Below are 15,207 nucleotides of genomic sequence, written 5' to 3' on the forward strand. Positions count from 1 at the left end.
CATCATTTCTTAAGGGGAGAACCAAGTCATGTCGAACCAAAAACTTTTCAATGTCGCCGTAGTCGGTGCAACCGGCGCGGTGGGTGAGCAGATCATCCGCCTGCTGGCTGAACGGGATTTTCCGGTGAACGAGCTGAAGCTGCTTTCGTCCGCGCGTTCCGCCGGCACGAAAATAAAGTTCAAAAACCGTGAAATAACGATCGAAGAAGCGACGCCCGAAAGTTTTAAAGGGATCGACATCGCCTTGTTCAGCGCGGGCGGCGACGTCAGTCGCAAGCTCGTACCCCACGCGGTGGAGCACGGTGCGGTCTGTATCGACAACACGAGCGCGTTCCGGATGGACCCGGAAACGCCGCTGGTCGTGCCGGAAGTGAACATCGACAAAATCGCCGAGCACAAAGGCGTCATCGCCAACCCGAACTGCTCGACGATTCAAATGGTAGCGGCGCTGAAGCCGCTTTACGACCGTTTCGGCATTTCCCGCATCATCGTATCGACGTATCAAGCCGTTTCCGGCGCCGGCGCCAAAGCGATCCACGAAATGCAGCGCCAAACGAAGGAAGTGCTCGAAGGCCGCGACGCCAACCCGGATATTTTGCCGGTTTCGTCGCTTCCGGTCAAGCATCAAATCGCGTTTAACGCCATCCCGCAAATCGACAAGTTTACGGACAATGGCTTTACTTACGAAGAAATGAAAATGATCAACGAAACGAAAAAAATTATGAACGACGATTCGCTTGAAGTGACGGCGACTTGCGTGCGGATCCCGGTCGTGTACGGGCATTCCGAGTCGGTTTATGTCGAATTGAAAAACGATTTCGACTTGGCCGAAGTGAAGTCGCTGCTTGCGAACGCGCCGGGCATCGAGCTTCTCGACAATCCGGATGAGCAGCTGTACCCGCTCGCGACCGACGCCGCCGGCAAGCTGGAAACGTTCGTCGGACGCGTTCGCCGCGACTTGTCGAATCCGCGCGCGCTCAACATGTGGATCGTTTCCGACAACCTGCTCAAAGGCGCCGCCTGGAACGCGGTGCAAATCGCCGAGTACATCGCGATCGAACAAAACTAAAGCGTCATTCCGTTAAACCGGCATGGAGGGAAGCCAATGCGTACTCTCGTACAGAAGTTCGGCGGAACTTCCCTCTCCGACGCCCGGGCCAGATCTCATGCCATCGGCCATATTAAGCGCGCCTTGGCCGATTCATACCAGCTTGTCGTAGTCGTTTCCGCAATGGGCAGAAAAGGAGAGCCTTACGCCACCGATTCATTGCTCGAGCTCATACGTCTGAACGGCAACTGCCTTCCCGCCAGGGAAAAAGATTTGCTGCTTCACTGCGGCGAGCTGATATCGGCCGCCGTCTTGTGCAGCCTGCTCGAAGCCGAAAACATTTCGACCGTCGTCCTGACCGGAGCTCAAGCCGGAATACGGACGAACGAGCGGTACGGCGACGCCCGCATCGAGTCCATTCAACCTTCCCGAGTCGTACAGGCATTGTCCGAGGGGAAGGTTGTGATCGTTCCGGGCTTTCAGGGCGAAACGGCGCACGGCGATATTACGACGCTCGGCCGCGGCGGCAGCGACACGACGGCGACGGCTCTCGGGGCGTCGCTTCGCGCCGAGCGCGTCGACATTTTTACCGACGTAAGCGGAGTTTTCACCGCCGACCCGAAAATTGTCGACAAAGCGAGACCGATCGAACGGGTCACCTACGCCGAAATTTGCAATTTGGCGTATCAAGGAGCGAAAGTGATTCACCCCCGCGCCGTCGAAATCGCGATGGAAGCCGGCGTTCCGATTCGGGTCCGTTCGACGTTTTCCGACGATCTCGGCACGCTCGTCACGAATGCGGGTGCGGCGGAACGTTCCGACGGGAAGCTGAACGACCGTTTCGTCACCGGCATCGCCCACGTCGCGCCGATCACGCAAATCAAGGTGGCCGCGCAGGAAGGCCAGTACGATTTGTCGCTAAACGTGTTCAAGGCGATGGCGGAGCACCGGATCAGCGTCGATTTTATAAACGCCAATATATCCGGAGTCAGCTATACGGTGTTCGATCACGAATCGGAGCGGGCGATCGCCGTTTTAACGAATATGGGCTATCGTCCCGAGTTCGTGACCGGCTGCGCCAAAGTATCGATCATCGGCGGAGGGATGAACGGCGTTCCGGGCATTATGGCCAGCATCGTCGAAGCGTTGACCAAGCGGGATATTCCGATCCTGCAATCGGCCGATTCGAATGCGACGATATGGGTGCTCGTGAAGGAAGCCGACATGACGCTCGCCATTCAAGCGCTCCACCATTCGTTCAGCTTGGACAAATAGTGCCGGCTTTGCCGCTCAATGCCCGGCTGATGCTTACGAAGACGGCTTTGCTTCGCAAAGCTCGGCATATGCTTACGAAGACGGCTTTGCTTCGCAAAGCTCTGAGGAGGAACCAGTAGTGGATTTCGGAAGAGTCATTACCGCGATGGTGACCCCATTCGACGCCAATCTGCAGGTCGATTGGGACGGGGTGAGGCGGCTGATCGATTATTTGATCGACGAGCAGCAATCCGACAGCTTGGTCGTGTGCGGCACGACGGGCGAATCCCCGACGCTCACCGAAGAAGAGAAGCTCGAGCTGTTCCGCGTGGCCGTTCAGCATGCGAACGGGCGGTGCCGCATTATTGCCGGTACCGGCAGCTACGATACGGCGCATACGATCCATTTGACGAAGCAAGCCGAAACGATCGGCGTCGACGGCGTGCTGCTCGTCGCGCCTTATTACAACAGGCCGTCGCAGGACGGCATTTACGCGCATTTCAAGGCGGCCGCCGAAGCGACGAAGCTGCCGGTCATGCTGTACAACATTCCGTCGCGGACGGGCATTACGGTCGCCGCTTCGACGACGCTGAAGCTGGCGCAGCTGCCTAACGTCGTCGCCACGAAAGAAGCGCACTCCGATTTCGATCTCGTTTCCGAGCTGACGGCGAACGCGCCGAGCGGCTTCAACGTATACAGCGGGGACGATATTTTGACGCTGCCGATGCTGTCGGTCGGCGCGTACGGCATCGTCAGCGTGGCCAGCCACGTCATCGGCAAACAAATGCAGCAGATGGTCCGCGCCTACGTCGGCGGCGAAGTGCAAAAAGCGGCGGAATGGCATGCGAAGCTTCGGCCGATTTTCAACGGGCTGTTCAACTGTCCGCACCGCGTGCCGAATCCGGTTCCGGTCAAATACGCGCTCGGCCTGCACGGCATGCCGGTCGGCGGCGTCCGGTTGCCGCTCGTCGAAGCTGCGGAAGAAGAAAAACGTTTTATCCGCGCGCTGTTCCAGCGCTGATCGAAATAAGGAAATAACCGAGGAAAACCGGTGCCCGGAGGCATCGGTTTTTTGTTTTGGGGAACGCTAACATTACTCGACTTGTATTTGCATATGCGCTTCATGTATAATGAAACACAAGTGACTGGTTCGGGTTATCTTTGGTCTGGGTATATAAAGATCGTCGCCAAAATCACTTAGGAGGGTTAGACTTGTCTAAAAAAAATATAGATAAAGTATCCATTTTCGCTCTGGGCGGCGTGGGCGAAATCGGGAAAAACATGTATTGCGTTCAATACGGGAACGATATTGTCGTCATCGATTCCGGTCTGAAGTTTCCGGAGGAGGACATGCTCGGCATTGATATCGTCATCCCCGACATTTCGTATTTGACGGAGAACCGCGATAAAGTCAGAGGGATTTTAATTACGCACGGCCACGAGGACCATATCGGCGGATTGCCGTATGTTCTCAAATATTTGAACGTTCCCGTATACGGAACGAAGCTTACGCTCGGCTTGATCGAAGCGAAGCTGAAGGAAGCGAATTTGCTCGGCGAAACGAAACGGATCTTGATTAACGCCGATTCGGAAGTTCAGCTCGGGTCGATGAAAGCAACCTTCTTCCGGACGAACCATAGCATTCCGGACTCGGTCGGCGTTTGTCTCGATACGCCGGAAGGACTCGTCGTTCATACGGGCGACTTCAAATTCGATCAAACTCCGGTTAACGATCAATACGCGGATTTGCATAAAATGGCCGATATCGGCCGGCGCGGCGTACTGGCTCTCATGTCCGACAGCACGAACGCCGAGCGCGCCGGATATACGGGCTCCGAGCGTACCGTCGGAGCGGAGCTGGAAGAAGTGTTCCGCAAGGCGAAGCAGCGCGTCGTCGTGGCGACGTTCGCTTCGAACGTGCACCGCATTCAGCAGGTCATCAACGCGGCGGAAGCTACGCGCCGGAAGATGGCCGTCATCGGCAGAAGCATGGTCAACGTGGTGAACATCGCAAGCGAACTCGGCTATTTGCACATCCCGGACGGCATGCTGATCGAACCGGAAGAAGTGAACAAGCTTGCGGCCGACCGGGTAGTCATTTTGTCGACCGGCAGTCAGGGCGAACCGATGTCGGCGCTGACCCGGATGGCTCGGTCCAATCACCGGAAGGTCGATATATTGCCGGGCGATACGGTCGTCATCGCGGCGACGCCGATTCCGGGCAACGAACGGTTTGTCGGACGCACCGTGGATGAGCTTTTCCGCATCGGCGCGAACGTCATCTACGGATCGGGATCGGTTACCGGCGTTCACGTTTCCGGTCACGGCAGCCAGGAAGAGCTCAAGCTCATGCTGAATATGATGAAGCCGAAATATTTCATACCGGTTCACGGCGAATACCGGATGCTTCGCCAGCACGCGCATCTTGCCGAATCGGTCGGAATCGACCGCGAAAACATATTCATCGTCGATATCGGCGATACGGTTGAAATTCAAGGCGGCGTGGCGCGCAGAGGACCTCGCGTTCCTTGCGGCAACGTGCTGATCGACGGACTCGGCGTGGGCGACGTGGGCAACATTGTATTGCGCGACCGCAAGCTTTTGTCGCAGGACGGAATCTTGGTCGTCGTCGTAACGCTGAGCAAGCAGGACGGAACGATCATGTCGGGGCCCGACATCATTTCGCGCGGTTTCGTGTATGTGCGCGAATCCGAAGGGCTGCTCGACGAAGCGAACCGCATCGTCAGCAGCACGCTGAATCGACTGATGGTCGAAAACGTCAATGAGTGGGCCTCGCTCAAGACGCATGTCAAAGATGCACTCGGACGATTTTTATATGAACAAACCCGAAGAAGACCAATGATTTTGCCGATTATTATGGAAGTGTAATCCGGTAAAAACGCTAGTCACTGAACCCAACGATACCCGAACACGTTTATGATGAGCTTTCCCGCTTGGCGCGGGGAAGCTTTTTCTTTTCGACATTTCGATCCCCCTCTTTCCCCCTTCGCCAAGGGGGAGGACTCGGGCGCTGCGCCCCGAGACCCAGCCAAGAAGCGTACCTTCGTCCGGGCCGTCTTCGATGGTTACCCAGGCGTATGAACGCTCTCGTCCGGAAGAAGCGTTTTCAAGCAGGGAATCGCCGGACACGCTTGCAGTTAGTGTTCTTACGCAATGTTTGCCCGATTGGAGGGACCTGCTACTTCACGATGAAAAGTCCTAACGTGGTTATTTCCCGCCATCATGACTTCGTCATGAAGCTTTATTTCGAACTTTTGGTAGGCGCATCTTGCTGCGCTCGTCCATCGACCGCAATTAGCAAACCTTTTCCAAACGAGCCGCCCGGATAAAATTTCAGACCCGATCCATACTATGGAAGACTACAGGAGGAGGGTCTGCCATGCCTGCAATGCCAAACAACGAAGCGGAACAGCCGGAAGTGGGCGAGAAACGCAGCACGACCGTCGACACGATCCAGCAGCTCGGCCAAATGTCGACGCCGGTTACGGAATCGAATATTTACTGCATGACGATCATCGGCCAGGTCGAAGGCCATATCGTACTGCCGCCGCAAAACAAAACGACGAAGTACGAGCACTTGATTCCCCAGCTTGTCGCCGCCGAGCAAAACGCGAAAATCGAAGGCGTTCTGATTATATTGAATACCGTCGGCGGGGACGTGGAAGCCGGCCTGGCCATAGCGGAAATGATCGCTTCCTTGTCCAAGCCGAGCGTGACGCTCGTGCTCGGGGGCGGCCACAGCATCGGGGTGCCGATCGCCGTGTCGTCCCACTTTTCGCTGATCGCCGAAACCGCGACGATGACGATCCATCCGATCCGGATGAACGGCATGGTGATCGGCGTTCCCCAGACGTTCGAATATTTGGAGAAAATGCAGGAACGCGTCATCCGGTTTATTACGAACCATTCGCGAATCCCGGAAGACAAGCTTAAGGAGCTTATGTTCAAAACCGGCGAGCTGACCCGCGATATCGGAACGACGGTCATCGGAGCCGACGCGGTCAAATACGGGCTGATCGACGCCGTGGGCGGAGTCGGCGATGCGATCAAGCAGCTGAACAAGCTGATCGACCAATACCGGGCGACGAGGGAGGGGCTGGTGCAATGATCCTGTACACGGCCGTACCGATCGAGACGGTGCTGGAAGGGATGGACGACCCGCGGCCCGCTACCGTCGAAATGACGGTGAACGGCGTGATGATGCAGATCGAGCCGGTTTCGCCTTACTCGGGCAAAATCGTCCGCTTGCTCAGTCCGGACCCGACGCATTTTTTGAATCCCGATTATGCGCCGGGAAAATTGATCGACTTTCGGCCCGTTTGACGCTTTAAAGCGGAAACGACCCGGGTGAGCGATTCGGAAGGGAGGGAGAAAACGCCCTCTCTTTTTTTCGCTCGCCATTTTTTTTTGGCTTCGAACACGAACGTGTGTTTTTATTTGCGCCGTTTTTTGGAAAGTATGATATAATGAAATACGCTTCGATGTCGGACAATCGGATGTAAAAGCAAACCGGAGGTGTGGAGCTTGGCCAAACGACGGAAAAAAGGCGGATCGCTGACGACCCAGCTGAAATACGAACTTTACGGCATCCTTATACTCATTTTCTCCGTCATCGCGCTTTCGCATGAAGGATCGGTCGCGCGTTCGCTCATGTACTTGTTCCGATTTTTCCTCGGCGTTTTCGACTGGGTCATTCCGGTCATCTTCATATACATAGGCTTGTACGTCATGATCAAGCGAGGATGGCCGGGGGGCTGGACGGCGCGGAAATCGGGATTTTTGCTGCTCGTGCTCGGCTTTCTCATCATGAATCACATTACGATGTTTCAGCTGCTCGACCCGACCGGCGAGCTGACGACGTCCAGCTGGATCATCGGGCAAACGTGGTCGAGCTTGCTCGACGGCCTCAGCCCGCAAAACGAGCAGGTGCTGTCCCATCAGGTCGGAGGCGGGATGATCGGCGCCGTTTTATACGCATGCTTGTACTTTTTGTTCGACAATTTGGGCGCGCGCCTGATCGAATATTCGCTGTTCGCGATCGGCTTCATCCTCGTCACCGGCTTGTCGTACGTCGATATGGTCAGCAAGGTGAAACGGCTGTTCCGCGGCAGCGGCGTGCGGATGAAAGATACGTTCTCGCAAATGTTCCAGCTGATGAAAAGCCCGGAGAAGCCGAAGCCGGTCCGTACGCGAAAGGCGGTCCAGCAGCAAATACCGGCCGACGACGATTTCGAGGACGAAATCGCCGAACCCGTCGTGATGCGCGAGAAAAAGAAGCCGGTCTTTTTCCAGCTGCTGCAAAAAAAACAGAAGCCGGCTGCGGCCGATAAAGACGAGGCCGAAGCCGAGCAAATCGTCTATTCGGCCGACGAACGCGACGGGACGGGGCTGCCTGCGCTGCACGAAGCCGACGACGCCGATGCCGATCGCGACGATTCGGAATTGCCGCGAATCCGCGACTTTCAGGAGCATATCGAGCAGCACGATTCCGATGAGGACGACGAGCGCGAGCCGGTTCAGCCGGAGCCGATTCAGGCGCTGCCGACCGCGACCGCATATGCGCCCCCGTCCAATCAGATGAAAATCAAGCTGCCGGTCGACGGCGAAGGGGAGATCGACGTCACGTTCGCGCAGCAGCGGGAACGCCCGCCGGCGAAGCCGTACGTGCTGCCGTCGTTTTCGCTACTTGCGAAGCCGGGCGGCTCCGGCAAAGGCGGCGACGCGGTCGACTACAAGACGATCGCCCGCAAGCTGGAGTCGACGCTGGAAAGCTTCGGCGTTCGGACGAAGGTGCTGGACGTCGTCCGCGGGCCATCGGTTACCCGCTATGAAATTCAGCCGGACGTCGGCGTGAAAGTAAGCCGCGTCGTCAGCCTGACGGACGACATCGCGCTCGCCCTGGCCGCCAAAGATATTCGGATGGAAGCCCCGATTCCCGGCAAATCGGCGATCGGCATCGAGGTGCCGAATTCGGAGATCGCCGTTGTGACGATGCGCGAAGTGATGGAAAGCCCGGTTTTCCAGGAATCGAGCTCGCTGTTGTCGATCGCGTTCGGCCGCGACATTTCCGGTCAGGCGATCGTCGGCAATTTGGCCAAAATGCCCCACTTGCTCGTCGCGGGCGCGACCGGCTCGGGGAAATCGGTCTGCATCAACGGGATCATCACGAGCATTTTATATAAAGCGAAGCCGGACGAAGTCAAGTTTCTGATGATCGACCCGAAAATGGTCGAGCTGAACATGTACAACGGCATCCCGCATCTGCTCGCCCCCGTCGTCACCGACCCGAGAAGGGCGTCGCTGGCGCTCAAAAAGATCGTCGGCGAAATGGAGAAGCGGTACGAGCTGTTTTCCAAATTCGGGACGCGCAATATCGAAGGCTACAACAACATGATGGCGGACAAGCCGGACGGCGAGAAGCTGCCGTTTATCGTCGTCATTTTGGACGAGCTCGCCGACTTGATGATGGTCGCGGCCAGCGACGTCGAAGACTCGATTTGCCGACTCGCCCAAAAAGCGCGCGCCGCCGGCATCCATCTCATCATCGCCACGCAGCGGCCGTCGGTCGACGTCATCACCGGCTTGATCAAGGCGAACATCCCGTCGCGGATCGCGTTCGGCGTTTCGTCGCAGGTCGATTCCCGCACGATACTCGATATGGTCGGAGCGGAAAAGCTGCTCGGACGCGGCGATATGCTGTTTTTGCCGGTCGGCGCGTCGAAGCCGATCCGGGTGCAGGGAGCGTTTTTGTCCGACCAGGAGGTCGAAGCGGTCGTCAATTTTTGCAAAAATCAGGAAGAGGCGAATTATCAGGAAGAAATGGTTCCGGAAGTGGAGGAGCAGGCCGAAGCCGCCGACGAATACGAGGACGAGCTGTACGACCAGGCGGCGCAAATCGTCATCGAGGCGAAGCAGGCGTCCGTGTCGCTGCTGCAGCGGCGCATGCGGGTAGGCTACGCGCGGGCGGCCCGCCTGATCGATTCGCTGGAGGCGAAAGGCGTCGTCGGCCCGTACGAAGGCAGCAAACCGCGGGAAGTGCTCGTCACGCTGGAGCAGTACCAGCACAGCCGGATACCGTCATAACATTGTTTTTCAGGAAGCGTTCTGTCGGGAGACAGGACGCTTTTTTGCTTTGCGCCGTCCGAAAGACGATCCCTTCTTTTGAATAATCCGGATATCGCATTGTCATAATAAGGCGTAAATATGGCGTACATTCAAGCAGCGAGGGATGGTAGAAAACACGATGAACAAACGATTGGTCGTCATTACGGTTTGCACCGTTTTATTTTTGCTGGGCGCCCTTCAAGTGAAACAAAGATGGTATTCCGAACAAACGTTCGGAGAGGCGGAAATCCGTTACGGCGCGCAAGGGGGAGACGTGTACGAGCTGCAAGGCAGGCTGAAAATGCTCGGCTTCTATAACGGCGACGTGGACGGCGATTTCGGGTATGAAACGCTGCAGTCGCTGAAACATTTCCAATCCGAATTCGGCATGAAGGTCGACGGAGTCGTCGGAGGCAAGACGAAGGTGAAGCTGTGGGAGGCGACGAAAGACTGGTCGCCCGACCGGACGCCGCGCAAAGGGGCGGAAGCGGAGGCCCCGACGCCGGCTCCGGCGCCCGCGCCGGCGGGACAGGACAACGCCCAGGCGGCTCCCGCCGCCGGCAACGAGCTGTATTCCGGCTCGAACCAGCTCGGCTTGTCGGCCCAAGATTTGAAGCTGATGGCGAACGCGGTATACGGCGAATCGCGCGGCGAGCCGTACGTCGGCCAAATCGCCGTGGCGGCGGTTATCCTGAACCGCGTCAAATCGCCGAGCTTCCCGAATACGGTGTCCGGCGTCATCTTCCAGCCGGGCGCGTTTACGGCGGTCGCCGACGGACAAATATGGCTGACGCCGAACGAAGTCGCCTCCAATGCGGTTCAGGACGCCTTGAACGGATACGACCCGTCCGGCGGCTGCTTGTACTACTTCAACCCGGAAACGGCGACCTCGAAATGGATATGGACCCGGCCGCAGGTGAAGCAGATCGGCAAACATATTTTTTGCAGATGACTTCAGCGAGAAGAAGTAACCGCATCGGTTGCTTCTTCTGTTTCTGGAAGAATATAATGGAAAAGAGGTCGATACAATGGCAGTAGATTCGAAGCGACCATCAATTGGCGAAGGGAGCGTATTGCCGTTGAGCAAATCCAATTTCGAACGGGAAACGATCGGAAACGTGAGGCTTCACGTCCTGCCGACCGACCAGTTCAAAACGTACGCCATTTCGGTATACATAGGGACTCCCTTGACGGAATCGACGGTTACGTCGGTGGCGCTGGCGCCGTTCGTGCTGCGGCGAGGGACCGCAAGCTTGCCGGAAACGAAGCAGTTCCGCGAGCGGCAGGACGATCTGTACGGCGCCGGCTTCGGCTTCGACGTATACAAACGCGGCGATTATCAGATCGTACAGTTCCGGATGGACATGATTCACGACGACTTCGTCAAAGACGAACAATCGATGCTCGAGCAGGCGATGAAGTTCGTCGGCGACGCGATTACCGATCCCGTCCGCGAAAACGGGGCGTTCCGCGCGAAGTATGTGGAAGCGGAAAAGGAGACGCTGCGCAAGCGGCTGGCCGCCATCGTCAACGATAAAATACGCTATGCGGCCGAACGCATGACCGAAGAAATGTGCAAAAACGAGCCGTACCGGCTGCATCCGCTCGGGAGAGCGGACGATTTGGCGGCGATTACGCCCGAATCGCTGTACGCCGGCTACGAGCGCTGGCTCGCCGAATCGCCGATCGACGTTTATGTCGTAGGCAATACGACGCTCGGCCAAGTGAAGCCTCTGCTCGAATCGGCGTTCCGTTGGAAACGGACCAAAGCCGCCGCTTACGACCGGAAGGCGGAGCACCGTCAGGTGAACGATGTCAACACGGTCGTGGAGCGAATGGACGTCACCCAAGGAAAGCTCAACATGGGCCTTCGCACGTACGTCACGTACGCCGACGACGAATATCCGGCCGCGCTTATGTATAACGGCATCCTCGGCGGCTATCCGCATTCGAAGCTGTTTTTGAACGTCCGCGAAAAAGAAAGCCTGGCCTATTACGCATCGTCGCGTCTCGACGGACATAAAGGCATTTTGACGATTCAATCCGGCATCGAGTTCGCGAATTACGAGAAAGCGGTCGACATCATCAAGCGGCAATTGGCCCACATGGCCGAAGGTCAAATCAGCGAGCTCGAAATGTCGCAAACGCGCGCCATGATCGCCAACCAGCTGCGCGAAAGCCAGGATTCGGCCTTCGAGACGATCGGGCTCGATTTCAACAACCAGCTTTCGGGCAAAATACGTACGGCGGCCGAACTGATCGAACAAGTGGAGCGGGTCGACGCGGACGCCATCCGCCGGGTAGCCGAAGGCGTGAAGCTCGATACGATTTATTTCCTTCGCGACCGGAAGGGGGAATGACGCATGCAAACGATACCTTTCACCCGACTGAAAGAAACGCTGTACCACGAGAAGCTGCCGAACGGCCTGAACGTGTACATTCTTCCGAAGCCCGGGTTCCATAAAATTTACGCGACGTTTTCGACGAGATACGGTTCGATCGACAACCGTTTCCAGGTCGAAGGCAAGCAGGAGACGTCCGTCCCGGACGGAATCGCCCATTTTTTGGAGCATAAAATGTTCGAGGAGCCGACGGGCGACATTTTCGCCACGTTCGCTTCGCAGGGCGCTTCGGCCAACGCGTTTACGAGCTTCGACCGGACCGTATATTTGTTTTCGGCGACGGAGCAAGTGAACGAAAACTTGACGACGCTGCTCGATTTCGTGCAAAACCCGTACTTCACCGACCAAAACGTGGAGAAGGAAAAGGGCATCATCGGCCAAGAGATCAACATGTACCGCGACAATCCCGATTGGCGCGTCTACTTCGGCCTGATCGAGGCGCTGTACCGGAATCATCCGGTGCGCATCGACATCGCCGGCACGATCGACTCGATCTCGCAAATTACGAAAGAAACGCTGTACGAGTGCTACCATACGTTTTATCACCCGAGCAACATGAGCCTGTTCGTCGTCGGCGGCGTCGATCCGCAGGCGGTCATGCAGCTCGTTCGCGACAATCAGGCGGCGAAGACGTTTCCGCCGCAGGGCGACATTCGGCGATTTTTCCCGGATGAGCCGGAGCAGGTCGCCGAAGAAACGAAACGGATCGAGCTGCCGGTGTCGCTGCCGAAATGTTTGTTCGGCTTCAAGGAGCCGGTCCGGCAAGGCGAAGGCGGAGACGCGGCGCTGAAGCGGGAAATGACGACGAAAATCGTGCTCGACGCGCTGCTCGGCCCAAGCTCCCGGCTGTACCAGCAATTGTACGACGACGGCCTCATTTCCGACCAGTTCGGCCACGAGTACAATTCGAACTCCAATTATGCCTTTTCGATTATCGGCGGCGAGACGAAGGATCCGGATGAGCTCGTTAACCGCATCCGGGCCGCGCTCGAGCAGGCCAAATCGGAAGGGATCGACGCGGAATCGTTCGAGCGAAGCAAGCGCAAAAAGATCGGCGGCTTCATGCGGATGATGAATTCGCCCGAGGCGATGGCGAACGAATTTACGAAGTACGAGTTCAAACAGACGAGCTTGTTCAACGTGCTCGACGCCTACGAGTCGGCAACGCTGGACGATGCGAACCGTCGGTTGAACGAGCATGCCGATTTCGGCCGGTTCGCCGTTTCGATCGTGCGGAGTCCGGGAACATGATCAAGCCTTTGTCCGAGACGACCGTGCTGGTCACGGGCGCGAGCCGCGGAATCGGAGCCGCCATCGCGGCGCGCTTCGCTTCCGCCGGGATGAAGGTCGTCATCCATTATTTGAATTCCCACGAATCGGCCAACGAAACGGCGCGAACGTGCCTGAATCTGGGCGCCAAAGTGCTGACCGTGACGGCGGACGTGACGAACCGGGACCATCTGCTGCGGATGAAGGAAAAGATGGAGAAGCACGGCATGGTGCCCGACATTTTGGTCAACAACGCCGGCATCGCCCATTACGGCTTGCTGCAGGACGTGTCCGAGGACGATTGGGAGCGCGTCATGAACGTCAACCTGAAAGGCATGTTTTTGTGCACGCAGCTGTTTATGGAGCCGATGATTCGGCAAAAATATGGAAGAATTATTAACGTATCGTCGGTTTGGGGGCTGTCGGGGGCTTCTTGCGAGGTCGTCTACTCGACCGCCAAGGGCGGCGTCAACGCGTTTACGAAAGCGCTGGCCAAGGAGCTGGCGCCTTCCGGCGTAACCGTGAACGCCGTCGCTCCGGGCGTCGTGGAAACGTCGATGAACGCGGGGCTGTCGGTAACCGAAAAGGAAGCGCTGCAAAGCGACATTCCGGTCGGCCGGTTCGCCCAGCCCGACGAAATCGCCTCGCTCGTCTATTTCATCGCCTTGCCCGAATCCGGCTACATTACGGGACAAATCATCAGCCCGAACGGCGGCTGGCATACGTAACGAAGCTTGCCCGGCGGAAAGCAGCCTGAAATTGGACGCGTCCCGCGGGCATACGGGGCGGACGTACGGCGCATGCTAGTATTGGTCATACCTTTACTACCCGACAAGGAGGAACCTTTACATGGCTACCGTACTCAAAAGCTTCGAGCGTTGGAAGGAGTTTTTGTCCGAGCGCGTGGAGCAGGCGCACAAAGCGGGCATGAGCGATGAAACGATATCCAAGATCGCCGCGCAGGTCGGCGAGTTTTTGGCGGATAAAATCGATCCCGAAAACAAAGAGGAGCGCGTTCTGAAAGAGCTGTGGGACGTCGCCGACGAGCAGGAAAAAAGAGCGATCGCCCGCTGCATGGTGAAGCTCGTTCGCCAGGAATAGGCGTAATCCGCGGATTCGAACGCTCCGCGCCATTTAAGGGCCGGATGCGGCGAACGGCGAAACGAATCGGATCAAACGAATAAACGCGCGGCGGACGGAAGCCTCCTGATCAGGGGGCTTTTCCCCCTGCCGTGGCAACTTTTTTTACGCGAAGCTAGGAGGATAATAGCGAATATTGTAGAATTAATGGTTAAGGAACGGCCAACCCGGGAAAGGTGAGATCACGATGGAAACGAAACAATGGTATATGGAATACAAAATACATAAAAACCGTCCCGGTTTGCTCGGCGATATCGCGTCTTTGATGGGCATGCTCGAAATCAACATTTTGACGATCAACGGCGTGGAAGACCGCACGCGCGGGATGCTGCTGCAGACGAACGACGACGAAAAAATCGAACTTATGGGTAAGATGTTGAAAAAAGTGGATAATATTACTGTATCGGCGCTTCGCGCGCCGAGACTGGTCGATATTCTCGCGGTACGGCACGGCCGCTACATCGAGCGCGACTCCGACGACCGCAAAACGTTCCGCTTCACGCGCGACGAGCTGGGACTTTTGGTCGATTTTCTCGGCGAAATATGCAAGAAGGAAGGCAACCAGGTCATCGGCCTGCGCGGCATGCCCCGCGTCGGCAAAACCGAATCGATCATCGCCGGAAGCGTATGCGCCAAAAAACGGTGGACGTTCGTCTCGTCGACGCTGCTTCGCCAGACGGTGCGAAGCCAAATGTCGGACGACGAAATGAACCCGCAAAACGTGTTCATTATCGACGGCATCGTTTCGACGATGCGCTCGAACGAGAAGCATCATATGCTGCTTCGGGAAATTATGGCGATGCCGTCGACCAAAGTAATCGAGCATCCGGATATATTCATTCGGGAATCCGAATATACGTACGATACGTTCAACGTCATTATCGAGCTTCGCAATTCGCCGGATGAAGAAATCACGTACGAAACGTTTACGAACTTCGAGCACGACAAATTTTAATTCGGCGACGGACG

At 56.9% G+C, this 15,207-nt stretch carries 13 protein-coding genes; all 13 read left to right on the forward strand.

Translation table 11 applies throughout. From position 1 onward, the window contains the following. Window positions 1-28: 28 nt before the first annotated feature. Window positions 29-1,069 (forward strand): aspartate-semialdehyde dehydrogenase, encoded by a 1,041-nt coding sequence (locus PV407_RS17210; protein WP_332091156.1) that lies wholly within the window; start codon window positions 29-31, stop codon window positions 1,067-1,069. Window positions 1,070-1,105: 36 nt separating this feature from the next. Next, entirely contained in the window at window positions 1,106-2,323 is a 1,218-nt protein-coding gene (gene dapG / locus PV407_RS17215) for an aspartate kinase (RefSeq protein WP_332091157.1), read from the forward strand. A gap of 118 nt (window positions 2,324-2,441) precedes the next feature. Further along, entirely contained in the window at window positions 2,442-3,323 is an 882-nt protein-coding gene (gene dapA, locus PV407_RS17220; RefSeq protein ID WP_332091158.1) for a 4-hydroxy-tetrahydrodipicolinate synthase, read from the forward strand. Window positions 3,324-3,514: 191 nt separating this feature from the next. After that, the gene (locus PV407_RS17225) at window positions 3,515-5,191 is read left to right on the forward strand and encodes a ribonuclease J (RefSeq protein WP_332091159.1); all 1,677 of its coding nucleotides are present in this window, start codon (window positions 3,515-3,517) and stop codon (window positions 5,189-5,191) included. 520 nt (window positions 5,192-5,711) lie between these two features. Next, window positions 5,712-6,431 carry a ClpP family protease gene (locus PV407_RS17230; protein WP_332091313.1) on the forward strand — a complete coding sequence of 240 codons (720 nt, stop codon included), beginning with the start codon at window positions 5,712-5,714 and terminating at the stop codon, window positions 6,429-6,431. After that, window positions 6,428-6,646 (forward strand): YlzJ-like family protein, encoded by a 219-nt coding sequence (locus PV407_RS17235; RefSeq protein ID WP_332091160.1) that lies wholly within the window; start codon window positions 6,428-6,430, stop codon window positions 6,644-6,646. Before PV407_RS17230 ends, PV407_RS17235 begins: the two co-directional genes overlap by 4 nt. Window positions 6,647-6,847: 201 nt before the next feature. After that, on the forward strand, window positions 6,848-9,406 hold the full coding sequence (locus tag PV407_RS17240; RefSeq protein WP_332091161.1) for an FtsK/SpoIIIE family DNA translocase: 2,559 nt from the start codon (window positions 6,848-6,850) through the stop codon (window positions 9,404-9,406). Between the two features lie 160 nt (window positions 9,407-9,566). Then, window positions 9,567-10,379, forward strand: coding sequence for a spore cortex-lytic enzyme (sleB, locus tag PV407_RS17245; RefSeq protein WP_332091162.1), 813 nt, complete (start codon window positions 9,567-9,569; stop codon window positions 10,377-10,379). A gap of 127 nt (window positions 10,380-10,506) precedes the next feature. Next, window positions 10,507-11,787, forward strand: a complete 1,281-nt coding sequence (gene yfmF, locus PV407_RS17250; RefSeq protein ID WP_332091163.1) for an EF-P 5-aminopentanol modification-associated protein YfmF — start codon at window positions 10,507-10,509, stop codon at window positions 11,785-11,787. A 3-nt stretch (window positions 11,788-11,790) separates the two neighbouring features. Beyond that, the gene (gene yfmH / locus PV407_RS17255; protein WP_332091164.1) at window positions 11,791-13,080 is read left to right on the forward strand and encodes an EF-P 5-aminopentanol modification-associated protein YfmH; all 1,290 of its coding nucleotides are present in this window, start codon (window positions 11,791-11,793) and stop codon (window positions 13,078-13,080) included. Continuing rightward, the gene (gene ymfI / locus PV407_RS17260; protein ID WP_332091165.1) at window positions 13,077-13,826 is read left to right on the forward strand and encodes an elongation factor P 5-aminopentanone reductase; all 750 of its coding nucleotides are present in this window, start codon (window positions 13,077-13,079) and stop codon (window positions 13,824-13,826) included. The genes yfmH and ymfI overlap by 4 nt, the downstream gene beginning before the upstream one ends. A gap of 121 nt (window positions 13,827-13,947) precedes the next feature. Next, window positions 13,948-14,199 (forward strand): DUF3243 domain-containing protein, encoded by a 252-nt coding sequence (locus PV407_RS17265; RefSeq protein ID WP_332091166.1) that lies wholly within the window; start codon window positions 13,948-13,950, stop codon window positions 14,197-14,199. 226 nt (window positions 14,200-14,425) lie between these two features. Beyond that, complete coding sequence (locus PV407_RS17270) at window positions 14,426-15,193, forward strand: DUF3388 domain-containing protein (protein WP_332091167.1); 768 nt, start codon at window positions 14,426-14,428, stop codon at window positions 15,191-15,193. Window positions 15,194-15,207 lie beyond the last annotated feature (14 nt).

It is taken from the genome of Paenibacillus sp. GYB003, assembly GCF_036577625.1.
GTDB lineage: Bacteria > Bacillota > Bacilli > Paenibacillales > NBRC-103111 > Paenibacillus_AB.